Origin of the sequence: Escherichia sp. E4930 (assembly GCF_005845405.1) — a bacterium.
Lineage (GTDB): Bacteria > Pseudomonadota > Gammaproteobacteria > Enterobacterales > Enterobacteriaceae > Escherichia.
Genome location: NZ_VCDZ01000046.1, coordinates 1 through 21,150 on the forward strand (window position 1 = coordinate 1; position 21,150 = coordinate 21,150).

Here is a 21,150-nt window from a genome sequence, read left to right on the forward strand (position 1 = left end):
AAGCGAACCTGCCAGAACTCCTGTGGCTGACGCTGCCAGGCGAGGGTGGGACACGCCAGAACACATTCTCCGCATCCGATACAGAGCGACTCTTCCTTTGTGGCTTTTCCATTCTTTAATGACAGGCACCCCACGGCGTGGTGCGCACAGGCTTTCACACAGGCGCCACATCCGATGCAACGTTCTGCCGTAAAACGCATTCTGGCCACACCAATAATGCCAAAGTCTGACATGGAGGCTTTGGCACAGTCATTCGGACACCCGGCAATGACGGTTTTCAGGTGATAGGCGCTGGGATAAATCAGCTTTTCCAGCCGCCGGGATAAACCTGTGGTGTCGGTATTGGCTTTCTGGCAAATCCGGTTACCCAGGCAGGCGACAATGTTGCGTCCGCCAATCGCCAGGTATCCGGCTTTCGGATCATCAACCTGAACATCACACAGCTCCATTTCAATTTCGCGAATGAAAGGTTCCAGTGCGGCATTCACTTTGTCGATATCTTCGTAACGAATACCCGGCATGGCCAGTTTCTGGCGGGTGGTCAGATGGATCTGACCGTTACCCCAGGTTTCCGCAATCTCGCGTGCCACAGTCAGCAGGTGAGCGGGCAGAATGCCGCCGGGTATACGTACGCTTATCATGGCCTCACCACGGACTTTCGAAAGACGATATTCGTTGTTTGCCCGGGCCTTAATGATATCAATATCCACACTCATCATTTTTTCCTCAGTCTGCAAACTGACGGGCTACGGCATAGTTGAAAACCGGACCATCGACGCAGACATAGACATCCCCCATGCGGCAGTGACCGCATTTCCCCACCGCACAGGCCATCCGGCGTTCATAATCCACCCAGATTTGTTCCGGCTGCAGCCCTTTTTCCAGCAACATCTGTACGGTGAATTTAATCATCACCGGAGGACCAACAACAATCGCCTGCATGGTGCTGATATCTTCAAATGTCAGTGCTGCCAGATGGTCAGTGACCCGCCCGGTACGGTAACGTTCATCTGCTTCGCCTTCATCCAGGGTCAGAATGAGATTGTGGTGCCGGCGCCAGTTCGCCATTTCCTGTTTGTACAGCACACAGTCCCGGTTTTTATAACCGAAAATCATGTCAAGCTGGTTGATTTCCTGCGGGTTTTCGACGAAATAGCGCATTAACCCTTTGACTGGCGCAACGCCAGTACCGCCGGCAATGACCACCAGAGATTTGTGGCGGAAGGCATCGACAGGATAGCCGTTACCATAGCAGCCACGCAGCCATACCCTGTCGCCTTCACGGAGGGTAAAAAGCGCGCCGGTCACTTTGCCGACATTGCGGATAAGCAGGTCTATCCAGCCCTCTCCGCAGTCAGAAACAGAAATGGGCGCCTCCCCGACGCATGGCAGGGAGACTTCGACAAACTGTCCCCAGCGGGCCGGAAAATCGACTTCCACACGAAAATTCCACTCCTGTGGTGTATGACGGGTGATGGAAATAATGCGGTATGCAGCAGGCAAAAGGCTGTGCTTTTCTTTATCATGACAGGAACACGTTGACACTGGTTATGCCTCCCCGGAGAGTGCCTGCCGGACCGCGGCAGTCATTTTATTAATAATACGTGAGAATTTAATGTACTGAGGGCAGCGGTCATCGCAGCGTCCGCAGCCCACGCACATATGCTCAGTACCATTGCGGGCTTTGTAATCATTGACTTTATGAAGTGCACGGTAACGTAAACGTTCTCCCGCAGACTGGCGAAAACTGTGTCCGCCGGCCATATCGCTGAAACCCGGTACCATACAGCTGGCCCACTGGCGACGGCGTTCACCGCGCTGAGGATTTTCGTCATAAGCCACATCAAAAACGCTGTAGCAGGTACAGGTCGGACACCCGGTTGTGCAGCGTCCGCATCCAATACAGCGGCTGTTGTACTCATCCCAGAGCGGATGATTGATAATAATGTCGCGAACGCTTTGGGGGGACTGACAGATTTTTTCAGGGAGGGTAACCTGTTCCGGATTTTCGCTGACGAAGACAGGCTCATATTCTGTGCTCTGTCCCATTCCCTGTAAGGCGTCTTCAAAAAAAGCATCCTTAATAAAAAACGCTGGCGCCGTCATTACTGAATCGCATTGCTGCACTGTAATTATCGGTTTTATTACTCTCCATGGAGACACAGAAACAGTTTTCAAAACTTTGCGGGCACTCAATCAGAACAAAACGAATATGGTCGCGCAGCCGCTGATAACTGTAATCAGAATTATTCCCATTAGATAAGTACATATAATCCAGTCGCGACATGGCATTGATGTCACAGGCGCGGGCAAATATCAGTACTGGCGTGGTATCCGTTTCCGCAATCTGGATAGTGTCTTTATTAAAATAAAAGAGCGTTTCTGTTATCGGCGAAATAACCGTACTGGGTGACATGTGGGATTTCTCCTGCCAGACCAGGTCATCCCATCCCCGGATTTGCTGATAAATAATGTTATCCGTATCAGCAAAACGCCCGCCGCGAAACTCGGCAGAAGGCGCCAGAACTCGCCATTTTGCGCTCAGTCGCCGGATTAACAGACTGAACTCTTCAGGCGTGATTTTAACCGCCATCACATACTCCATTGCCTGTCAGTGAAGGATATATTGAGAAAATAACGTTTCTTTTTTTTACGCTAACGCTGAAGCGTTAAAAGTAACAACGGAAAAAACTGATTGTTGTTATCGCCATAATGAATAAGTGGTACTTTAAGTACCCACATAAGATGGTGCCGTTACTCGATGTACACCGGAACGATAAATGCCGTTTCTGTGTGTGGGGCGATGAAAGGGGAGGACGAAACAGCAATGAACGATGGATAAACATAAATCACGGAAAACATAACCGGTAACAGAATGTACTGCGTAAACCGAAAAGAATCAGCAGTAGTAAACATGTCGGTGAAAAAATATAACTGTCTTATTATAACTTCAGTGCGGAATGGAAATCGTATATGGCTCAAAATGAGCATAACATGAAGCTGACAACAGGGCTGACTGAGTGAAAAAAGACGACAACTGCACACTAAAAAATCCGGACATTCTGAAGCAAAAATGTAACGCATTATATTCCTGCCATATTGCTTCTCTCACCAGACAGGTGCAGTGTTACCATGATAAAGGCGTGGACATGCCATGGATTGACCCTGCTGATGGCGGTGTTAAGGCCAGAATGTTAATATTACTGCAATCACCCGCAAGAAGTGATCTGATGCCCAGGTTCGTGTCACTTGATAATCCCTGCCCGTCTCAACAGAATCTTCATCGTTTTCTTAAACAGACCGGAATCAAAAGAAAAGATATTATTCTGTGGAATACGATGCCGTGGCTTACTCTCTCCGGTAAAAAACTCTCACCGACCCGCAATAACATCACAAAGGGTGTGGAAATACTAAAATCACTGATGCCTTTACTGAAGAATTTAACGGTTGTCGTTCTGGCTGGTTCGGCAGCCTCGCAAACCCGTTCGTTTTTTGAGAGAGAATACCCTCATCTAACATTACTGACCATGCCTCACCCCAGTCCGTTGTCACTCTGTCGTTCTCCTTCTGTGACGGAAGCAATAAAAACAACGCTTCATCAGGCATATTTATTGATAAATTCACAGCGTTCAGAGGCTAATAACAGTCATACTTTATAACTGCTCAACGTTCATTCCGGCCTGACGACAATGTCAGGTTACACATTTATCCGGAAGCTTTGTTTATGGAGGTAAGAAAAGATGTCCGTACAACACGATACCTGCAGCCCGGAACCGGAGCGTTGTATCAAATTGTCTCCTGAGACCGGGCATTATATTAAAACTCGTTATCGACGGATAACTGATTTATATTTTATCAGGGAAGCGGAATAACAAGAATATTAACTGACAGAGAGTTTATCAGTTCGCGGCAGGAGGGCAGCAGTTTATGTATAAAAGACTGATGGTGTCCACATATCAGAAGGTCGCATTGTTCTTCATTAACAACCTTAACCAGTGATAAAGGCATTTCACCCGGAACAATGCGAATTTTAAGTTTCTTGTTGCAGATGTCGCTGGCAAGTTTTTGTATGTGTTCTCTGTTATGTGTTCTTATTCCATAAATGACATCTTCACACGAGGGCATGTAAATGCCGTGTCCCATTTTCTCATTAATGTCGTCAATGTGAATGATTGTCAGGTATGCATCATTCTGCTCGGCCAGTGCACGGGCTTTGTTGATTAAAATAGTATCATCGTCCTGTCCGGCAACCGCTACGGCAATATTTTTGTAAATCATATTAATATCCAGTAGATAAAATTTATTTTATTGCTGTTATTAATTTGATAAGTGAAATAATGAAAGATGTCAATACATAAAACCTTTAAATTAAACCAGTTTTAACGATAGATTATTCTTTTATGAAAGTATACTGGAGGTGTATCGCTACACTATTGCGCAACCTGTTTTTGCTCGCACAAAAATATGATTTCTGAGGTTTCTGTAATTTCTGTTAAATGGAAATCATTTTGTTTCTTTACAAAAATAGACAAACCGAATATTGAAAGCTCCACTTCAGTGCTTGTATTGTTATACAAGTATTGAGGCTGGGAATGAACCTGGAGGGCATATTATCTTTGAATAATATGCAGGCAATACATCCATTTGGGGGCGCGAGCGTAAATATACGCAGGAAACAATTTATTGACCTCTCTTTTTTTGTTTCCTCATTCTGTAACAAGAAAACTGTTACAGTTTGCGCGCCATTTTTTTCTGATACATAACACAGTTATGTTGATTTCCTGTTTCAGGATTTCTTTGCCCTGAAACAGACTATTCATGACCCCAGTTATACCCATAGGTATCTCAGACAAAACCGCTTTTCATCGTCTTGCTGATCGTAAAACATCGCCCTGGTCGTTCCCGGTGATGTCTGGTTATCCATACTGAAACAGGGGGCTCCTGTCGTTTTCGTCATTGCCGCAGTTGTGTCTGTCAGCGCCAATGATATAAGACGGTAGGGGATGCGGACGATTTCCTGGACTGCTTTATTATGCCAGCCCATATTTCTGGCGGTACATTCTGGGGCTGGCTGCACCCAGCGATAATTTTATACGCTGCTCGTTAGCGGCCCTGACGGCCCGTTAACACGGAGATACGCCTCACCGCGGGTAACCCTTGTCGGGGCGACTCCAGCCGCGCACAGAGACATTTTCATCCGTCGTTGACATTAAGCGGGATGCTTTGTTTTTTTTATTGCACACCAGACAGATAAACATGCTAAAAAAGTGACGGATGTGATTATTTTGCTGGGTTATTCATGATAGCGCTTGCCGCGTTAGTGTGAATGCCTGCTGTTATAAGTGATTTAATTCCCGAAGCAGAAGCTTCTGTGCTGGTTTGTTTTCCTGCTGACAGTCGTATTCCGGCAATTGCGGCAGGGAATAATAAAATATATAAAATATATAAAAATCTCCATTTACCTTATTGTTCTTTGTTGCCTGTAACTTATAAAGTTATGTATTATTAACGAAACTTCTTGTGGATATTATTTCTTTTAATTAACAAAATATTACAATGCTGCCAAGCCAAGCCAAGCCAAGCCATATATTTTAATTGTTTAATTTTACCATCCATCCTCCCTGCAATAAAGAACGTTATTACTTTCACCTGTATCGGTCTGAATGCCGTTATTTACGGTGTCCTTCAGAAATATATCCGCCCTCCGTAGTGGATGGCGGAACATCAGAACCATCGTGCACGTCGGATGCGGCTTGAGGAGCAGGCCCGCAGGAGAGGTCTGTCTGAAAAGGCAGCACAACAGCGGGTGCAACAGTATGAGGCTCGGTGGACATTGTGGGCAGTGCAACAAATAAAGACTGCATTGCCATTCCCTACATACCTTATTGTGGAGACATCTCTATCGTGAAACGTAAATTATTTGTCTGGTTATTTATCGCACCTACATGTCATAGTATCCAACTGCCGCTGATCTCTAGCATAAAGCTCGACCGGGAACTACCGGTTTCTTTATATGTGAGACCAACTGCTGACACTTACAAGTACATCGACAACCACCGGATCTACCCCGCTGACCGACCAGAAGAAACTGCGGCTAATATTTTTCTGGGTGTCTACTGGAATGATGACAAAACTGCTTTCCGTAATGATTATGCAACGAGGTACGAGTTGCCCCTTGGCGTTCTTGAAGTGCCGGACCGACCCGGTGACTCAGGGTTTTCCTGTAAGGTGTCGAGCCCGATGGGTCATGTCGTGAATCAGGATATCTCGGTATACGTCTCTTTGCCTGGCCGTGCTCCGGAATGGGAGGGTGTGAACTGTCTCAAAAGCCCGCACTGGAAGGGTCGCGACGATATCCGGATCCATAACATCAGGTTCCAGGGAATGGTGAAGTCTCCCGCCCAGGCCTTTGCCCGTAACCCATACCGCTTCACCGTACACGTGACAGCGAATGGACAAACTTACGTCTACAATGGTGGTATCTTTGCACCTCCAGGTGTCTATGGGATTATTGCAGGGAGACACTTAGTCACCGATAGTGTTGTAAACGTACGCACGTACACCGGATCCTATCAAGCGAACACCAGGATCATATCCAATGCCCAAAGCTTTAAAATAGACGATAACCTTTGTTCCCTTAAAGTCGTGACTGATATGGGCGATGTGCCGGCTGGGGGTGTCGTTCTAAAGGGAAGTGCACACCAGGGGATAGAAAACACTTACTCTCTGATACTTAAGGGACAACTAGACTCTCCTGGTTCTCGACAATGTTCCGTTCGTATCATCGGTACCTACGACTAACTACGACTGCGGTGTCTTCTGTGCTTAGCCCGTTCTGCAGGCCGACTGTGACCAAGTATTGGACACCAGCGTGGTTTAACCGAAACTTCCTAACATTACGGGAATGGTGGACGAAATAGAAGACGCCGCATCATTTTTCGCAGTCGAACGCGGATCGGGGTACCAAGTGTGGGGTGGTGATCAATTCTGGACTGTTTAAAACATGAAAAAATAGCGTTCAGGCCTTGTGTGGCGCGGGTTTGCGGGGTTTCCATAGATTCTGGACTATTTTGGGCAAAATGCTCAAAAATGCTTTTTTTTGCGCTTTATTTTGGACTCTTTTGATCAGATTTTGGCGTGATTTTAACATCCTTTGCGTGTGTTTGATTTGAGTTAAGTTACTGAAAAAGATCGTTTTGTATTTTTGTGTGACGTATTTTTCTACCGGGTTTTTGTGTTGTTTACAAAGTACGTAACAAGAAACAAAAACAAGGAGCGTACTTTTCTATTTTCATGTTGAGAAAACGATTATAATTTTTTGATAAAGATCGTTTTTTCTCTTGAGTGAAAGGTCTTGTGTTTAAATCTATTTTCTTTTTGGATTAATCCAGAAAGAAAATGGAAGAGGTGGTTTTTGATGGTTTTTGTTAACTGTTTGTTTCAGTTTTACAGCGCCACATCATAGAAATTCCTTAATGCTGAACAGGTTCAACTAATGCCAGTTTGCAAAACCTTTTAAAGTTGAACTCATTCAGCGTTCGCTGATGTTTAAGAGGAATATAGATATGGCAAGAATGAACCAACAAACGTTAAATACCTTAAATGCATGTGTTAAAAGCATCTTTAATAAGGCGCTAAAAGAATCATCTCCACTATATCCACAAATTACGACAAAGGCGGCTTCGTCTGGCTCTGTTAATGTTTACGCCACATTGGGGGCGTTCCCAAGTTTGCGGGAATGGCAAGAGGGTTAAGTTATTGGAGCATGGACGCTCTAAAATCGCTAAGGAATTGTGGCTATCTAGTGTATGCTCTATCTGACTAAGCTGTTTCTTATCTCCTAGTTTTTTTGTGATAAACACTTCATCTCATGTTAATTGTTGTCAATTTGTTGTCTTTGTTAAAGTCCAGAATTGACCGTTAATTAGTCCAGAATAAAACGCTAAATTACAACTGCCGCCTGAGTATCGCCCAGACACGGCGATACCCGTATGCAGGCATATCGCCAATAATATCCAGGATGCGCGATAAGACTTCTGCATCCGCAGCCTCATCGCGCCTCTGACGCCGTTTATCTGGCTTGTTATCAGATGCCTTCATCCGTAATGTTAACTGCGCACGTGACACGCCCAGAACACGGCTTACCGGGGCTATTCCTTGTCCGAAGGTAACAAGGGCACATGCGCTATCCATTTTCGCGATTGTGCATACTCCACCGCTTCTTTGAGGATCTCAACTTCCATGGTTTTCTTACCCAGTAAACGCTGAAGCTGATTAATCTGCTTTATTGCAGCGGCCAGTTCAGAAGCAGGAACAACGTCTTCACCGGCAGCCACAGCAGTGAGGCTTCCTTCCTGGTATTGTTTCTTCCACTTAAACAACAGACTGGGCTGAATTCCATGCAAACGCGCCACGTGGGACACCGTCATGCCCGGCTCCATAGTCTGTTGAATAATTGCGATTTTTTCCTGAGGTGTTTTACGTTTACGCACCTCTTTTCCTAACAAAACGCCAGCCATCTCAAAATTAGAACTAGTGTTAGACATATATCCAAGCTTATCTCTTATTTTAAGATACATCTACTGTCTGGTATTTCAGGGGGCCAGCTCAACCTGAAACACTCCTCAGTCTTGTACAGGAGGAAGGATTTGACCTTCTGATATGCGGCCATCACCATACATTTATTAACAGACTGATGCCCGCTTATCGGGGACTCATTAATAAGTCCGCGGCTAATTTACTTATCATTCCATTGTCAGATGAATGATTTCTGACGTTATTTTTTAGCGCTGACATATCTTCCAGTGAAACACGGCGACTTTTGTCGCCGTAAACGTCAACACTCCGGATCTGTTTAACCAGACGTAAACAGGGTATACGTTGCCACAATCTTGCTGATCATTTACCTCGCTGTACAGGTACAGTTCGGATTTAATGGGTACCGGATGCGTTAATGAACGCACATGCATCATCAACTTCCTCCGGACACTGAGGTTCTGACAACCGGGAATTTATGGTATTAAAGAGGATCTGAAGGTTTGCTATAAAGTAAAATTCACATATTCACTAACGGGATCCGAACCGGATGGGAAGTATGTATATCAGAGTATATTCAACTCTTTCAACTGAATACAGATATACCCGGCAGACAATTCTTATTTAAAACTCAGGTTATTTTTATTTAAATTGAGAGCAGTTATAATTATAGTATTAACATTCCTGGATGGAACATGCAAGTTGGTTTGAATTTTTACGGACTTTGTAGCTTCGTTCCTTTTTTACCTCGTAACTGTCAGAGTCTGGCTGATATTTTTTACTTTGTTCGCCAAAGGTGATTACGATATCGGGTGTGAACCCAGACAATCAGAAAATGAACAGAGACATGGAAAACCATATATCAGAGATTACTATAGAAAAAATTATTGAGCGTATTGAAGCTGAAATTGAGAGAGGCTCCCGCCTTTCTGTCAGAGAAGTGGCTCTGTGGTCTGGTTATAGTCACAGACACCTGCAGCGTTTGTTTCTGATGTATACGGGGATCCCTTTGGGAGAATATATTCGTCGCAGGAGGCTTAATCGGGTGGCATTGCTCCTTCGTCTTTCTCAGCGTTCTTTTCAGGATATTGCTCTGAGCACAGGTTTTGATTCCCAGCAGTCAATGAACCGTGACTTCAAAAAGAATACAGGTCTGACACCAAAACAATATCGCTACAGAAAATTTTTCTGACCAGATTGATGGCAGGGAGTAAACATCTGAACAGTATATTAATTACACTGACGGATAAAAAAACCACCTGCTGTGAGGTGGTTGGTGGTCAAAATACACAAGATATATTTTAATTATTGGACGTATCATCTGCTACTATAATAAGTGTTACACAGTTGATCTCGCCACGACGACCGATGAATGTGCAGTGGAAGGATTCTCTGAATCTGCTTCACTTCCGGATACGATTACAACAGTTTCGCGAATTTATGTTGCATACCCAACCACTCACTGCCGCAATCGCATCATATATTAACAGGATTACTCAACAGGACCACATCCACCAATGATTTTTGATACAGAGATGGCAGGATGCAGTAAATAATCATATTCGCAGTTTTTTTCTTTGTTATAAACACTGCCACTACAACCTGACAACAGCGCCATTATCACTGCAACTGAGCCAATCTTTAAAAGATTCTTCATATTTTCCTTCTTTGGTGGTAAAAAGATTATAAACATATTCTGCATAACGAGTAATCCTCGTGTCAATATTAATGCAACAAATAAATGCACTTATTTTTAGATATTTTAGATATTTTAGATATTTTAGATATTTTATTATTGCATCTGTCTTGTAACCAGAGATATCCACTGAAGCAGATGTATGTATATTATTCACAACAGTCAGCAACTCAAATTTACCGACTGGCGATTGCAACACGCCTTCCCTTTTCTTCAGGACTGAATCAGCTTTTTGGTTACCCTGCAGACAACTGTATCCGGGGCTCCGGGTATTATTCCTATATAGTCCCCCGGAATACAACGTAGTAATGCTCCTGTTGACAGGCAGGATGCGCCATTACTGATACACATCAGAAAACGCATTGATATGATGCCCGTCAGGGCCTGACTTATAACTAATCCTTTTATTTGCGCAAGATTGCCCCGCTTAAGAGTATTTAGATAATTCACATAAAAGACAAAATAAAATCAGGGTTTACTCAATATTACGATTTATTTTCTTGTGTATATATTATGGATTCGTATTATTGCTCTGTTGTGAGCATTCCGAAAAGAATGTTTCCTTCTGGTGACTCATAACACACAATGCATTTATTCAGGCGCGTGCGCATATGCGTGGGCAATGGTGTATGCCCCCCTTTATCTGTCGTTTCCCATTCTGTGACAGCAGGCCAGTTACAGTTTACTCGCCATTTTTTACCACCCGACCAGTTAGCACTTACCCGCTCTCTATGCCCCATCAGGCTCTGCTGTCAGCGCCAGTGATATAAGACGGTAATGGGGATTTTCAGTGTTGCCACCATCGTCTGCAGCTGGCTGACGTACCAGGCATCAGAGAGCGGAACCAGCCGGTGAGTCTGCTGATCGGCCGGCGATCTTCCTGCCGTTCTGGCTGTCTTTTCGGTCCGTTGTTTCAGGGGGTCAACGTCACGATTTTTTCTTCTTCAGTAAACATGTTTTATCTCCTGAGAGTCCAGGAAATCGTCCGCATCCCCGCAGTTGGAGCTTATCAGCAGCGCCTTTAAGGTTATCGAAACACAACGCCCAAAACTGGCCTGCAGCCGGTGCGACTGTATCGTTCAGGCTCCGCAGCCACCAAAACCCATCGAGCGCAGTTACGCCAGTCCGGCTCTGCTGGGCCGCATAATCATGGCGAAGTTCACCGATCATCTGCCGCAGCACCAGCAGTGTTATCTTCCCTGTACATCATCCAAATGGTTGCGGTCCAGCACCACGGACTTACGGATGTCCGAATTGGTCATTATGGTCGTACGGGTGATCCTTAGGTTTACGATCGTCGTACCAGGTTTTGTAACTGTTCTTTCGATGGGTATGTAGTACACGGCAGTTGTGCGTTCACTTGTGTAGTCTTGATTGATATACCAGTTAGTGTCTGTGATGCCATTGCGGTTGAGCATTAATGGCCAATTTGATTCTATGTCTATGCGCGCACGCAAACGATCAGTTTCCAGGTTAACGAACGATGAAAATTCTCCTTTTGAGTTCGCGGTAACGGACTGAGTCGTTGGCCACGCCATAAAGTGCGAGACATCGTTTTTCGTCTCCCATACCCAGTAGATGTCGCGTTCTCTAGTTTCGCGGCCTGTCGCGTTAATTACCTCGCCACGAAGTTTACAGTCTATTCTCGTCTCGCCATCCACATTCGCGGTAGTGGGTAACGGTGTAATTAACCGGAAGGTCACCGTATGTTTTCCGCTTTGGGCTACTTCGTATTCACCCGGTGAATCTTCAGGGTAAACCAGGTTGTCCCCTAGCCCGTACACGCCTAGCCGTACTACACTATTTGCGTCACCCGGTGTCCCCCAATAGAACGTACTTCCTGGCGGGTCCACCTTAGCGCGTTCGACTTTCTGGCGATTTAGTTAGTCCGCGACTACGTAGTCGGTGTACTCGAACCAACCCCCGCTCACCAAATGGTAACGAGGATCACTCCCAGTCAGCCCCCACGCGGTCAACCCCCAAGGTTGATAATTGTTGGACGTTCATAGTCGAGTTCAGGTTCTGGTAACGGAGAACCCGGACGAGGCACCAAGTCCAGACGTGATCCATGGGCGTAGAAGGCCATAACCAATACTACCATGAGTATTTTTTTCATTTGATAAACCTGTACATACACAACAAATGCAGAGCCACCTTCATCTGGCGCTCTGCCCACAATGTCCATCGTGCCTCATACTGTTGCACCCGCTGACGGACAGCCTCTTCAGACAGTCCTTTTCTGCGGGCCTGCTCCTCAAGCCGCAACCGACGGGCACGATGGTTCTCTTTTGCACGGGGCGCTATCCCGGTGGGCCCCGTTGCATCAAACCACACCCCCAGCCAGTCAAATCCACGCTCAGTACGCCCGACCTGTGTTTTGTCCGGATGACATTCAAATCCGGTGTCCTCAAAGTAATTATGCAGCCGTCTGACAGCGCGGCGTAACGGCCAGCGCCGCGTGGACAGAAAAAGAAAGTCGTCCATATACCGGACATAATAAATATCCTCCTGACGGCTGAATGCCGAATCCACATACCACAGGAACGATGCCCCCAGGAGAGGGCTCAGGGCGCTGCCGCGACATATACCGCCCTGTGGTGTAAAAAACTCACCGCCGTGTTCGACGGTGTACCAGATGTACTGTTTAATAATGTTCTGCAGCACCGGCGAACGGACAAAACGGCATACGTGGTGCCAGAGCTGCTCTTTCCGGATATGCCGGTAATACCCCCGGATATCTGTCCGCCAGACAAAGCGTGCCCCCTGTGCCAGCGTTTGCGTTATTTCTGCCAGCGAGTCCCGACCGCCCCGGTGTCCTGCGGTATGGACACACCGGCTCTGCAGGGGCAACAGGTCCTTTATTTCCAGGGCCACCCACTTCATCACCATGGCATCAGCGGCCGACCACAGAACGATATCGTCCTGTTTTCCGGTCCGGATAAGCTGTGGTGGTAACAGACGATATTCACCGTTATCCACCTGTCGCCATATACGCTCCGGATACATGCCCCGGTGAAAACGCAGGTGCCATATATCGGCGTTATGCGATGCCCGGCGTCGCTGACGATATATCCATTCAGCGGCGACTTCCCTCCGGTCAGCCATTGTGCGGGAAAGACTCATTTGTTTATTCCGCGACTAATTCATTGCAATACATCAAGTGAGCAAAGCAGGACGGGATATCCGTTATGGCGGTGGAGGACGGATATATTCTGAAGAAATACCTGAAATACCGACATACGCATCGGTATTGGTGAAAGGGATAATATAGTTGTTCTTTATTACAGGTGAGCGCTGCAGCAAGACTGAACGCCGGGTACAGATTATCTTGCTTGGCTTGGCTTGGCTTGGCTTGGCAGCATTGTAATATTCTGGTTAATTAAAAAGAAATAATTTTCAGAAAAAAACCATACTGATAATACATAATTTTCCAACTCACAGGCAACAGTAATCAATAAGATAAACCGATGTTTGTTTTATATATTTTATATCGTATTCCGAAGATTATCTGCGCCAGAAAAATCCCCAGTTATCAGCAGGAAAAGCCATTTACACTACTATCTCATTCTCTCACTAGCGAGATGATAAACGTTACAACGTTCACGTTTCCCTACCGCAACAACCGCAATAATTAACATATCGTCAATCACCTGATAAACCAGACGAAATCCCGATGCACGAAGTTTAATTTTGTAGCAGTCCTTTAGCCCACGTAGTTTTGCAGAAGGTATATGGGGATTGTCGCTGCATTTTTTTAGTTTTTTCGCAAACTGCTGTTGAATGGTCTTATCCAGTTTCAGCCATTCTTTAAGCGCATCATCCCTGAATTTTACCGTATAAGTCATAAATAGCTGTCCAGGTCCACCTCATGCAGGGGTTGATTGCTGCGTTCAGTAACCAGTTTCACCAGCTCCTGGTCATCCAGAGCATCAAGCATCCTTTCATACAGTTCAGCAGGAATACAGTAGAATGCCGGCTGATTGCGATTCAGAATGGCGACCGGATAACCATCACCAGCACTGACTGTAGCCATCGGATTTTTTTTCAGTTCACTGACACTTGCACTGGTATCAGACAGAATGATGTTAGGCATAACGCACCTTCAAGACTGTTTAACAAGTCTTAAAGATACATCTGAAAGGACTAGTTAACAAGTCTGTATTACTCATATATTTGCAAATAAATTTAATGCTGGTTTTATACTCTGATGCCGTGTCAGCGGCATGGAAGGCGGCACTCAGTTGTTTCATATGATACCGGAGTAAAACCGCCGAAGCCCGGCGTAAGCCGGTACTGATTGATAGATTTCACCTTACCCACCCCGGCCCTGCCAGACCATACCCGCTTTCAGCCATGACAGAGTTTTTGTGCTGCGGTCGGAGTGGTCCCGACGAGGGTTTACCCGAAGTCGGGGTGTATCTCCGCGTTAGCGGGCCGTGAGGGCCGCTTACGAGCGTGTATGACAGATGTACAGAGATTTCTTCCCATCTTCAGTCTTATTTGTTCCCGAATTGTCAACTTCTGAATCGTGAGGGGTCCTCCGAGGTTCCGATTCAGTGGTTGACAACTGCACATAAAACACCCTGCAAAGCCATAGGAGTCCGCTTGGAATTCGGAAAATAAATCACGTTAAGACTACCTTTTAGCCAAATAGCGTTTGAGAATCGCCAGAATGGCGGGACAACAACGGTTTTGGTGTACGAAACCGTACGTTTTCGTTCGGTTGCCCCTCAAACCCCATGTTCAAGTCAGAATAGTGGACAGGCGGCCAAGAACTTCGTTCATGATAGTATCCGGAACCCGTTCGAGTCGTTTGCCGCCCCGGGCTCTCATATCGATTGTCCGGGGTTGATCGCAACGCACAACACCGGTGGTACGAATGCCGGCACCATCCAGCGACACCGCAAAGCCGGCAGTGCGGGCAAAATTGCCACCGCTGGTTACGGGCACAACAACAGGCAGGCGGGTCACGCGATTAAAGGCCGCCGGTGTGACAATCAGCACTGGCCGTGTTCCCTGCTGCTCATGACCTGCGGTAGGGTCAAGCGAAACAAGCCAGATTTCCCCTCTTTCCATGTCAGATTTCCTCCTGACCAGCTGCCGGCGCATCCAGCCACTCTCGTTCTTCTGCCGAGATATCAGCATTCGGATCGCACTGTGCCAGTAGCTCAGCCAGTGAATACTGCGGACGTCTATGCGGCTCCACAATCAGCCGACCATTATCAATGATCATGCCTACTTCATTATCTGTACCCAGAGACAGAGCATTCAGCAGTGCAGGTGGAACGGTCAGCATTACTGAGCCGCCGACCTTCTTCAGTCGAGTGGTATGCATATTACACCTCCATAAAAATTATATTTAAATATAACATTTGCAATGAAAACATACCAAGCTTTAACGCGAAATGTTTAATAAAAATATAACTTTCAGCCCAACAGTAAGCCCAGCACAGTTGCTTCCATATGCAGCAATACCGGCAGCAGCAGGCCGCCACTTCTGATCCGGGCCGCTGATGTAATCAGCCCCACCAGGAATATTCCCACTAGGGTCAGCAGGTTTTGATACTGCTGCATATGCACGGCGACAAACAGCAAAGACGTTATCAGCGCACCCAGCCACATCGTCCAGCTGTACCGCGAACGGAAGACATTCAGCATGATCCCACGAAACAGTGTTTCCTCATTCAGCGGAGCAAGGATAAAGGTGGTCAGCAATGTCAGGATCACATCGGGTATGGACTTATCGGCAAAAAGTTTCGTCATAAATGGCTCAACAGGCAGAGCCAGCGCCTTACCGAGCAGAAATTCACCGACATACACCACGGCCATCGCGCCAACCAGCCACGGTACGCCAACGTTGCGCAGCTGACCAACGACCGGTAGCGGAGCTATCCAACGGCGGTATACCAGGAAAACACACAGCAGATACACCAGAACAGCACCATGACTGAAGAACAAATAGTTTTTCCCCTCCCCATGCAGAACGGCCTGCGCCATGACAAATCTGGCTCCCCAGCTAATGCCCCATGCAGCCAGCATAACCAGCATAAAGCAGATATTGATTACGAGTCTGAATCATTGCATCTCCTGTTAATTTTTAATTTGTCCCATTTTCGTCATTACCACGTATATACACATGCATAACTTTTCGGATATTTCCACCAACAGATGCCGCGTCAGCGGCATGGAAGACGGCACTCTGTTGTTGCATATGGTACAGGAGTAAAACCGGCGTAAGCCGGTGCTGATTGATAGATTTCGCCTGTCCCATCCCTGTCCTGCTAAACCATACCCTCTGTCAGCGAAGACAGAGCTTTTGTGCGCGGTTGGAGTGTCCCGGCAAGGGTTTAGCGTATCTCCGCGTTAGCGGGCCGTCAGGACCGCTTACGAGCGTGTATGACACACGTACAGAGATTTTTCCCGTTTAGCCTCCGTTCTTAAATTGTCAACTTCTGAATCGTGGGGGCACCTCCTGAGGAATCCCCAGAAAACAAGACAGGCATAGTGAGATGTGATCTAATTGATTGTGCTAACAATTTCAAGGAGATCACCACTATGCCTGCTCGTTTATTATGCCAAAATTTCCTTAACAACATACTGGCCCCTTTGCATCTTTACCGTCAAAAATCACTGATTGACGCAACTAATGCTGTAATAAATGGCGCTTCCCTCACGCTTACCAGTATCGGGCGTCATTTAATCGGTACTGCATCAGTTAAAAACAAAATAAAGCGGGTGGATCGACTGTTGGGGAATCGACATTTGCAAAATGAGGTTTCCACCATTTTTCAGCGAATTACTCAGAAGATTACGCGGGGAATGTCTCGTGTTGTGATACTCATTGACTGGAGTGCTTATCATGCCTCTCGTTTTCAGCTTTTGCGGGCAAGCCTGGCATGTGACGGGCGTTCTTTACCGTTGATGAGTTGTGTCGTTCCATCATCGCAGACAGCGAATGCAGACGTACATGAGCGTTTTCTGGAATCGCTTGCTGAGTGCTTTTCCCCCGGGACTGATGTCATTGTTATTACAGATGCCGATTTTCAGGGGCGATGGTTCCAACAGATCCGCTCCCGTGGCTGGACCTATATTTGCCGGGTACTGGGCAATCATTATTACAATATTGGTGATGGCTGGGAAAAGGTGTCGGACTCTGGCACAAAAGCATCAACGACAGCAATTTATTTAGGTGAAGGCCTGCTGGGTAGAGATAAAAATGCACAACATGAAGGGCATTTTTATCTTTATAAAAGTAAGCCTAAAGATCGTAGATTTAAACGCTCGAAGGAAAGAGCAACCAGACCATCGGTGACGGCTAAAGCTCGTACTGCCGGGAAATCACCATGGTTTATTTTCACAAACAGTACTGAGTTCTCGCCAAAACAGGTAATGAAATTATACAGCCGTAGAATGCAAATTGAGCAAAATTTCAGGGATGAAAAAAATCCTCGCTGGGGATTTGGACTACGGTTTGGTGCCAGTCATTCATCTGGGCGGGTCACGGTATTGAGTCTGATCGCAACATTAGCCAGTATCATTATGTGGTTAAGCGGTTTCAGCCTGGAAAACAAAGGGATACATCATAAATATCAGGCAAATACAGTGAAGCACAGGCGAGTCATCTCGTTATTAAAACTGGCGGAGAATGTGATTCGACATTCTCCACTCATACTAAACACACTGTCACTTGACGCAGGGCTGAAAGTTCTACAGCAACGGTATACCAATATGATAATGGTTTACTAAATTTTCTGGGGATCCCTCAAGGGTGTACCCCAGGTTGCCCGGCTTCATGCTGTTGTTCCGGCTCAGTGACACCCCGTACGTCCCCGTGCTGCCCAGCATGCTGTCACCGGTGGACGTCTTCCCGACCAGAAGGTCTGCACTTAACAGACGAATGGCACGACTTGCCGTAAACATATTTATCGTGGCGGAGTTTCCACCACTGTCACCCGTGCTGGCCGTGGCCGAAGAGCTCACAACCCAGCGCCCGATATTGGCTTTCAGGTCCGCTGAACCAAAGGCCGAGGTGTTATTACGACCGGTATTGGCGTTCGCGTTATAGTTCACGCGAAATGCACTGGTCCCGTAGTCCCAGTCCACGTTCTCCGGCATCTTCACCAGCCCCTTCTGGGGAATGGACAGCGCCAGACTCTGGGTGGAAACATCAAAATCCACCTTCACTGACGGAGCCTTCGTCAGCCATGCCTCAGACAGACACAACTCCTTACTGTCCTGTGGTGTTACATCCAGTATCTGCTTTCCGCTCTCCTTCCCGTTCAGGGACAGGTCAACCAGGTAACGCCCCGGCGCATAATTACCGTTCAGCGCCGCCCAGACCTCCGGATTAACTCCGGCACCGCCCTGGATAAAGGACATATCCAGCTTTTCACCGGCAACGGTCGCAACACTGGCAAACACCGCTGATATGGCAAGCGCCAGTGCAGCACGGCGAAAAAACACCGGAGGCGCGCTCCCCGCTATTAATTTTGTTTTTGCACGCACACGCGTTTACTCCGTTACTGATATGTGACCACAAAGGTCAGTGCGCCTGTGTATTCCCCCGCTTTCACATTTACCGGGAACACCGGCTGCGCACGAAAACGGAACTGTCCTTTAGTGGCAAACTCCACCGGGTAATTCACAGAATGACTGCCCTCTGTCAGACGCCCGCGATAATCAGCTTCCGCATCCACCGCCCGTACATCCACGCGAATACCATCACCGGCACCGCGGGTGACCACGCCCCCGGCGTCCAGCTGTCCCGGGTTACCAAAATCCAGGGTGGCGACCTGCCCGGCCTTAAAGGCTGAGCTGCCCTGAACCGTGGCACCGGACTCATACAGACGCACAGTGAAGTCACGCGGCGGCACAGACGCCCCCGTGGACTTGCGGTAAGTCCCGAATGTCAGCCGGCCACTGTTGCCGGTGCTGTCCGCATCCACCACCACATGACAGGCCGAGGCCACCACGTCAGCACTGAAAGCGATAAATTTTTCATGCGACTGTTATCCCGTATATGGAATACCGGCTTCTGATATATAAAAAGGAACCAGCCTGTTTACCGCCTGATGGGTACGCTGAATACGCCCGAGAGCACCAGAGAAATATCCCTGAGAAACCTCATGTCGTTCACAGGCCTCCCTTCGGATATAACCCAGAACCAGAAAATCCCTCAGCGCATTAAGAACCTTTTCACTGTGAACCGGAGATATTTCAGCTAATAACCAGAACTGGCTCTCTGACATTTTTCCGGGCGACAAAGTACGCCCGTGCTTCTTGCTCAGATACAGGTCACTGCTGTTCATTTATATCTTTCCAGAAATATAACCAGACAAAAGACGACATAAATCCGGATAACAAAAATGTATTCACACTGCTGCCGCCCTGTTTTCTGCGGCGAAGACTATCACGGTGTTTTATAGCGAAAAACACTAATTTCACAATCTTTATAACCAAACAACAATTTAATGACATAAAACCCTGCTAAAACACCAATAACTTAGAATAAAAAAACCAAAAACAAAACAAAAAACAGATAAAAAGATCGTCGTTTTTGCCAACACCAATATTGCATCCCGCACAGGATTTTTTGTTCATATTTAGATATTCATCAAAAAATAGATCATGTTTTTCATATAAAAAATGAATTTAAAATCACAAAAAATATTAAAGTGTGAAATTAAATGAACAGAGAAAAATATATGCACTATCATCTGTGACTTAATAACGTAATCAATAAACACAAAAACCGTAAATGATTTGTTATTGCATTGATTTTTTTAATGGTCTGGATGTGAAACAAAAGTGGAAAGGAAGGAGAGATTCAGAACCAGAGGCTGGTTATAATAAAATGGAAATTGCAAATACGGATGTGAACAGAAATGAAGAAAGAGCAGATACTGTCTTTTATTCAGGAGATAAACACGCCATGCAAAACGGCTGAAATAGCCATGCGTTTTGACATGAGTGTTTATCAGGCCCGCCATTACCTTACATAGAGGGTAAAATCAAACGTACACCTCCCCGTCGTGGGGCCTGTATCTTATGGGTGACAGCCAGAAACAGGGCTCCGTTTCCCAGACGGAACCCAAAAAGAAGGACACACTGTGTGTCCTCCTCATTTAAAAAACAGAATTACATAGCAGCAAGGTAAATTGCTGCTATTTCTTCGTGAGTAGCCTGAACAGGGTTGGTCAGGCCGCAGGCATCCTTCAGAGCGTTAGTGGCCAGAACAGGAATATCCTCTTCTTTCACGTTCAGTTCCCGCAGGTTTGCCGGAATATTTACTTTCCGCGCCAGTTCTCTGATCGCTGCAATACAGGCCGCAGCACCTTCAGTATCATTTTTCCCTGCCACGTTCACGCCCATTGCCGCCGCACAATCACGTAAACGACCAGCCGCGACTCTGCTGTTGAATTCCTGGACATGCGGCAACAATACGGCATTACAGATACCATGAGGCAGATCGTAGAACCCCCCTAACTGGTGTGCCATAGCATGAACATAGCCCAGAGAAGCATTGTTGAATGCCATTCTGTCAGCGCCAGTGATATAAGACGGTAATTCACCATTTGGATTGTCCGCTCCACCCAACATGTTGTTTCCTTAAGGTTCTCACACCAGAAAGGACATCAACATGCTGAGCAGAGAGGACTTTTACATGATAAAGCAAATGCGCCAGCAGGGCGCGTACATTGTCGATATTGCGACTCAGATTGGTTGCTCTGAACGGACGGTCAGACGCTACCTCAAATACCCTGAACCGCCAGCCAGAAAGACCCGCCACAAAATGGTTAAGCTGAAACCGTTTATGGATTACATCGACATGCGCCTGGCAGAGAATGTCTGGAATAGCGAGGTTATCTTCGCGGAGATTAAGGCAATGGGCTATACGGGCGGACGTTCCATGCTGCATT

General features: G+C 46.6%; 17 protein-coding genes and 10 pseudogenes. 10 read left to right on the top strand and 17 right to left on the bottom strand.

Annotation, left to right across the window (positions count from 1 at the left end; translation table 11 throughout):
* From asrC to asrA, 3 genes and pseudogenes are all read right to left on the bottom strand, one after another.
* Positions 1 to 716 (bottom strand): sulfite reductase subunit C (gene asrC, locus FFT88_RS24270; RefSeq protein ID WP_135405984.1); only part of this gene is annotated, 716 nt, incomplete at its 3' end.
* A 10-nt stretch (positions 717 to 726) separates the two neighbouring features.
* The gene (asrB, locus tag FFT88_RS24275; RefSeq protein WP_001542543.1) at positions 727 to 1,545 is read right to left on the bottom strand and encodes an anaerobic sulfite reductase subunit AsrB; all 819 of its coding nucleotides are present in this window, start codon (positions 1,543 to 1,545) and stop codon (positions 727 to 729) included.
* A 3-nt stretch (positions 1,546 to 1,548) separates the two neighbouring features.
* Positions 1,549 to 2,593: pseudogene (gene asrA, locus FFT88_RS24280) on the bottom strand (anaerobic sulfite reductase subunit AsrA).
* A 427-nt stretch (positions 2,594 to 3,020) separates the two neighbouring features.
* Between asrA and FFT88_RS24290 the strand changes: the two are divergent.
* On the top strand, positions 3,021 to 3,659 hold the full coding sequence (locus tag FFT88_RS24290) for a uracil-DNA glycosylase (RefSeq protein WP_240731101.1): 639 nt from the start codon (positions 3,021 to 3,023) through the stop codon (positions 3,657 to 3,659).
* Positions 3,660 to 3,855: 196 nt separating this feature from the next.
* Here FFT88_RS24290 and FFT88_RS24295 read toward each other — a convergent pair whose 3' ends face one another.
* On the bottom strand, positions 3,856 to 4,278 hold the full coding sequence (locus FFT88_RS24295; RefSeq protein ID WP_000639547.1) for a universal stress protein: 423 nt from the start codon (positions 4,276 to 4,278) through the stop codon (positions 3,856 to 3,858).
* Between the two features lie 1,626 nt (positions 4,279 to 5,904).
* Between FFT88_RS24295 and FFT88_RS24305 the strand changes: the two genes are divergently transcribed.
* Both FFT88_RS24305 and FFT88_RS24310 read left to right on the top strand, forming a co-directional pair.
* Positions 5,905 to 6,801: a hypothetical protein gene (locus FFT88_RS24305; protein ID WP_135405986.1), complete on the top strand. Its 897-nt coding sequence runs from the start codon at positions 5,905 to 5,907 to the stop codon at positions 6,799 to 6,801.
* Between the two features lie 764 nt (positions 6,802 to 7,565).
* Positions 7,566 to 7,754: a Mu-like prophage major head subunit gpT family protein gene (locus FFT88_RS24310; RefSeq protein ID WP_167851628.1), complete on the top strand. Its 189-nt coding sequence runs from the start codon at positions 7,566 to 7,568 to the stop codon at positions 7,752 to 7,754.
* A 199-nt stretch (positions 7,755 to 7,953) separates the two neighbouring features.
* Here the strand turns inward: FFT88_RS24310 and FFT88_RS24315 are convergent.
* Positions 7,954 to 8,519: pseudogene (locus tag FFT88_RS24315) on the bottom strand (IS3-like element ISEc48 family transposase); the annotation flags it as partial.
* Between the two features lie 81 nt (positions 8,520 to 8,600).
* Between FFT88_RS24315 and FFT88_RS25765 the strand changes: the two are divergent.
* Positions 8,601 to 8,767: pseudogene (locus FFT88_RS25765) on the top strand (universal stress protein UspD); the annotation flags it as partial.
* Positions 8,768 to 9,382: 615 nt separating this feature from the next.
* The gene (locus FFT88_RS24325) at positions 9,383 to 9,727 is read left to right on the top strand and encodes a helix-turn-helix domain-containing protein (protein ID WP_240731102.1); all 345 of its coding nucleotides are present in this window, start codon (positions 9,383 to 9,385) and stop codon (positions 9,725 to 9,727) included.
* A gap of 300 nt (positions 9,728 to 10,027) precedes the next feature.
* On the opposite strand, the gene FFT88_RS24330 is transcribed toward FFT88_RS24325, so the two are convergent.
* On the bottom strand, positions 10,028 to 10,192 hold the full coding sequence (locus FFT88_RS24330) for a YhfL family protein (protein ID WP_105269396.1): 165 nt from the start codon (positions 10,190 to 10,192) through the stop codon (positions 10,028 to 10,030).
* An 818-nt stretch (positions 10,193 to 11,010) separates the two neighbouring features.
* A pseudogene (locus FFT88_RS24335) lies at positions 11,011 to 11,148 on the bottom strand (phage integrase family protein); the annotation flags it as partial.
* 73 nt (positions 11,149 to 11,221) lie between these two features.
* Here FFT88_RS24335 and FFT88_RS24340 point away from each other — a divergent pair.
* Positions 11,222 to 11,419, top strand: a pseudogene (locus FFT88_RS24340) (IS66 family transposase zinc-finger binding domain-containing protein); the annotation flags it as partial.
* Between the two features lie 924 nt (positions 11,420 to 12,343).
* On the opposite strand, the gene FFT88_RS24345 reads toward FFT88_RS24340, so the two are convergent.
* The 6 genes and pseudogenes from FFT88_RS24345 to FFT88_RS25455 form a co-directional block, all read right to left on the bottom strand.
* Positions 12,344 to 13,354 (bottom strand): reverse transcriptase domain-containing protein, encoded by a 1,011-nt coding sequence (locus FFT88_RS24345; RefSeq protein ID WP_135405989.1) that lies wholly within the window; start codon positions 13,352 to 13,354, stop codon positions 12,344 to 12,346.
* A 434-nt stretch (positions 13,355 to 13,788) separates the two neighbouring features.
* Entirely contained in the window at positions 13,789 to 14,076 is a 288-nt protein-coding gene (locus FFT88_RS24350) for a type II toxin-antitoxin system RelE/ParE family toxin (RefSeq protein ID WP_135405990.1), read from the bottom strand.
* Entirely contained in the window at positions 14,073 to 14,324 is a 252-nt protein-coding gene (locus FFT88_RS24355) for a type II toxin-antitoxin system Phd/YefM family antitoxin (protein ID WP_001132897.1), read from the bottom strand. Before FFT88_RS24355 ends, FFT88_RS24350 begins: the two co-directional genes overlap by 4 nt.
* Before the next feature lie 650 nt (positions 14,325 to 14,974).
* Positions 14,975 to 15,307 (bottom strand): type II toxin-antitoxin system toxin endoribonuclease PemK-mt, encoded by a 333-nt coding sequence (gene pemK-mt, locus FFT88_RS24365; RefSeq protein ID WP_001558251.1) that lies wholly within the window; start codon positions 15,305 to 15,307, stop codon positions 14,975 to 14,977.
* 1 nt (position 15,308) lies between these two features.
* A complete protein-coding gene (gene pemI, locus FFT88_RS24370) occupies positions 15,309 to 15,566 on the bottom strand; it encodes a type II toxin-antitoxin system antitoxin PemI (protein ID WP_001558252.1) in 258 nt (85 codons plus the stop codon).
* A 92-nt stretch (positions 15,567 to 15,658) separates the two neighbouring features.
* A pseudogene (locus FFT88_RS25455) lies at positions 15,659 to 16,310 on the bottom strand (type II CAAX endopeptidase family protein).
* 476 nt (positions 16,311 to 16,786) lie between these two features.
* Between FFT88_RS25455 and FFT88_RS24380 the strand changes: the two are divergent.
* Positions 16,787 to 17,977, top strand: coding sequence for an IS4 family transposase (locus FFT88_RS24380; protein WP_135405991.1), 1,191 nt, complete (start codon positions 16,787 to 16,789; stop codon positions 17,975 to 17,977).
* Positions 17,978 to 17,998: 21 nt separating this feature from the next.
* Here the strand turns inward: FFT88_RS24380 and FFT88_RS24385 are convergent.
* The 3 genes and pseudogenes from FFT88_RS24385 to daaA all read right to left on the bottom strand — a co-directional run.
* Positions 17,999 to 18,736, bottom strand: a pseudogene (locus tag FFT88_RS24385) (FimD/PapC N-terminal domain-containing protein); the annotation flags it as partial.
* 14 nt (positions 18,737 to 18,750) lie between these two features.
* A pseudogene (locus FFT88_RS24390) lies at positions 18,751 to 19,215 on the bottom strand (fimbrial protein); the annotation flags it as partial.
* A 24-nt stretch (positions 19,216 to 19,239) separates the two neighbouring features.
* Complete coding sequence (gene daaA, locus FFT88_RS24395; protein WP_135405993.1) at positions 19,240 to 19,539, bottom strand: F1845 fimbrial adhesin operon transcriptional regulator DaaA; 300 nt, start codon at positions 19,537 to 19,539, stop codon at positions 19,240 to 19,242.
* A gap of 488 nt (positions 19,540 to 20,027) precedes the next feature.
* Between daaA and FFT88_RS25360 the strand changes: the two genes are divergently transcribed.
* Both FFT88_RS25360 and FFT88_RS25900 read left to right on the top strand, forming a co-directional pair.
* Positions 20,028 to 20,177 (top strand): hypothetical protein, encoded by a 150-nt coding sequence (locus FFT88_RS25360; RefSeq protein ID WP_167851627.1) that lies wholly within the window; start codon positions 20,028 to 20,030, stop codon positions 20,175 to 20,177.
* Positions 20,152 to 20,232 (top strand): FaeA/PapI family transcriptional regulator, encoded by an 81-nt coding sequence (locus tag FFT88_RS25900; protein WP_276609676.1) that lies wholly within the window; start codon positions 20,152 to 20,154, stop codon positions 20,230 to 20,232. Before FFT88_RS25360 ends, FFT88_RS25900 begins: the two co-directional genes overlap by 26 nt.
* A gap of 136 nt (positions 20,233 to 20,368) precedes the next feature.
* Here FFT88_RS25900 and FFT88_RS24405 read toward each other — a convergent pair.
* Positions 20,369 to 20,767 (bottom strand): annotated as a pseudogene (locus FFT88_RS24405) (iron-containing alcohol dehydrogenase); the annotation flags it as partial.
* Positions 20,768 to 20,870: 103 nt separating this feature from the next.
* Here FFT88_RS24405 and FFT88_RS24410 point away from each other — a divergent pair.
* A pseudogene (locus FFT88_RS24410) lies at positions 20,871 to 21,150 on the top strand (IS21 family transposase); the annotation flags it as partial.

Excerpts from the sequence above, each read along its gene's own strand:
- FFT88_RS24295 (WP_000639547.1), bottom strand. The coding sequence starts at position 4,278 with ATGATTTACAAAAATATTGCCGTAGCGGTTGCCGGACAGGACGATGAT.
- FFT88_RS24310 (WP_167851628.1), top strand. The coding sequence starts at position 7,566 with ATGGCAAGAATGAACCAACAAACGTTAAATACCTTAAATGCATGTGTT.
- FFT88_RS24325 (WP_240731102.1), top strand. The coding sequence starts at position 9,383 with ATGGAAAACCATATATCAGAGATTACTATAGAAAAAATTATTGAGCGT.
- FFT88_RS24330 (WP_105269396.1), bottom strand. The coding sequence starts at position 10,192 with ATGAAGAATCTTTTAAAGATTGGCTCAGTTGCAGTGATAATGGCGCTG.
- FFT88_RS24345 (WP_135405989.1), bottom strand. The coding sequence starts at position 13,354 with ATGAGTCTTTCCCGCACAATGGCTGACCGGAGGGAAGTCGCCGCTGAA.
- FFT88_RS24350 (WP_135405990.1), bottom strand. The coding sequence starts at position 14,076 with ATGACTTATACGGTAAAATTCAGGGATGATGCGCTTAAAGAATGGCTG.
- FFT88_RS24355 (WP_001132897.1), bottom strand. The coding sequence starts at position 14,324 with ATGCCTAACATCATTCTGTCTGATACCAGTGCAAGTGTCAGTGAACTG.
- pemK-mt (WP_001558251.1), bottom strand. The coding sequence starts at position 15,307 with ATGGAAAGAGGGGAAATCTGGCTTGTTTCGCTTGACCCTACCGCAGGT.
- pemI (WP_001558252.1), bottom strand. The coding sequence starts at position 15,566 with ATGCATACCACTCGACTGAAGAAGGTCGGCGGCTCAGTAATGCTGACC.
- FFT88_RS24380 (WP_135405991.1), top strand. The coding sequence starts at position 16,787 with ATGCCTGCTCGTTTATTATGCCAAAATTTCCTTAACAACATACTGGCC.
- daaA (WP_135405993.1), bottom strand. The coding sequence starts at position 19,539 with ATGAACAGCAGTGACCTGTATCTGAGCAAGAAGCACGGGCGTACTTTG.